2 protein-coding genes are annotated in these 1,243 nt (G+C 50.5%); both read right to left on the bottom strand.

Going from position 1 to position 1,243, the window contains the following annotated elements; translation table 11 throughout:
• Positions 1 to 111: 111 nt before the first annotated feature.
• Positions 112 to 1,134 carry an ABC transporter ATP-binding protein gene (locus EJP87_RS16695; protein ID WP_227657737.1) on the bottom strand — a complete coding sequence of 341 codons (1,023 nt, stop codon included), beginning with the start codon at positions 1,132 to 1,134 and terminating at the stop codon, positions 112 to 114.
• Positions 1,135 to 1,147: 13 nt separating this feature from the next.
• Positions 1,148 to 1,243, bottom strand: a 96-nt coding sequence (locus EJP87_RS19140; protein ID WP_193771494.1) for an ABC transporter permease, incomplete at its 5' end; no start/stop codon positions are given.

Raw genomic sequence — 1,243 nt, 5'->3', positions numbered from 1 at the left:
GGCCAATTTGATGGAGAGCCAAGCCAGGGCCAACAGACCGGTGAGAACAAACAGGCCGACCATCATTTCCAATTTGACGCTTTTCATCTTCACTCCTCGTCACATATTGCTTCAGATCACCTGGATAGGACCATCCAGGTCACCGCTGATGAACTGTTTGATGGTTGGATCGGTTGAGTTGCGAATATCCAGTGAAGGTCCAGAGGCCAATACACGACCGCGATGCAATACGATAACATGATGGCACCAGTCAAAGATGGCAGGTACGGCATGGCTGATGCAGACAATGGTATAGCGGGTACGCATATAGGTATCGCAAATCAGGTAGTGGATGGCATTTTCAATAATGGGATCCAGGCCAGCAGTGGGTTCATCGAGCAGGATGATTTCCGGCTGAGTGATCAGAGCTCTGGCCAGAGCCGCCCGTTTTTTCATACCACCACTCAACTCATCGGGAAATTTATGGCCCATACCGGCCAAATTGACCTCCTGCAGGGTGGTTTCCACTCGTGCTAAAATTTCCTGTTCAGAAAGATCGGTTTTTTCCCGCAGCGGAAAGGCGACATTATCGGTCACATTGAGGGAATCGAAGAGTGCACCCTCTTGAAAAAGCAGACTAAAACGGCGTCTGACCGCATTCAATTGTCGTCCAGAGAGTCTGCTGACAGGTTGATCACCCACCCATACTGTACCCTTATCGGGTTTCATCAAGCCAACCATATGTTTGAGCGTCACACTCTTGCCCCCGCCGCTGATACCGATGATGGCGGTGATTTTATTGGCGGGAATTTCCAGGTTCAGATCATCCAATACTTTCCGACCGTCGAGAGTTTTCTCCACATTGACAAAGCGAATGACCGAGGTAGCCTCTGGATCTATTTGATAGGCGATTCTTTCGCGCGTCAACTGGTGAAACAGACACTCCAGGAGAGCGGGATGGGAGATATAGCCCATCTCGATCAATGTTTTACCGATCAAGCTCTCTTTATTGCTACCCTGTTTGGCCTGTTGTGTCAGCGCCTGTTGCAACTGTTGCGGTGTAACGCACTGGTTCTGCACCAAACGTGCACCGATGGGTAGAGGCTGTGCCTCTTCCTGGATCCGCTTCCGATCTTGAGCATGCTCTTGTGACATGAAGGATCCCTCTTTACAACAAAACGGAGGTAATAAAATAGTCACACACCAGGATCAACACGGAGCTGAGTACGACGGCAGAGGTGGTGGCCTGGCTGACCCCTTCGGC

The organism is Candidatus Magnetaquicoccus inordinatus, assembly GCF_004217665.1.
Taxonomy (GTDB): Bacteria; Pseudomonadota; Magnetococcia; order Magnetococcales; family Magnetaquicoccaceae; genus Magnetaquicoccus; species Magnetaquicoccus inordinatus.
This window is presented reverse-complemented; position numbering and strand designations above follow the sequence as displayed.

What these genes read in the sequence shown, in the direction of transcription:
- EJP87_RS16695 (WP_227657737.1), bottom strand. Translation starts at nt 1,134, where the DNA reads ATGTCACAAGAGCATGCTCAAGATCGGAAGCGGATCCAGGAAGAGGCA.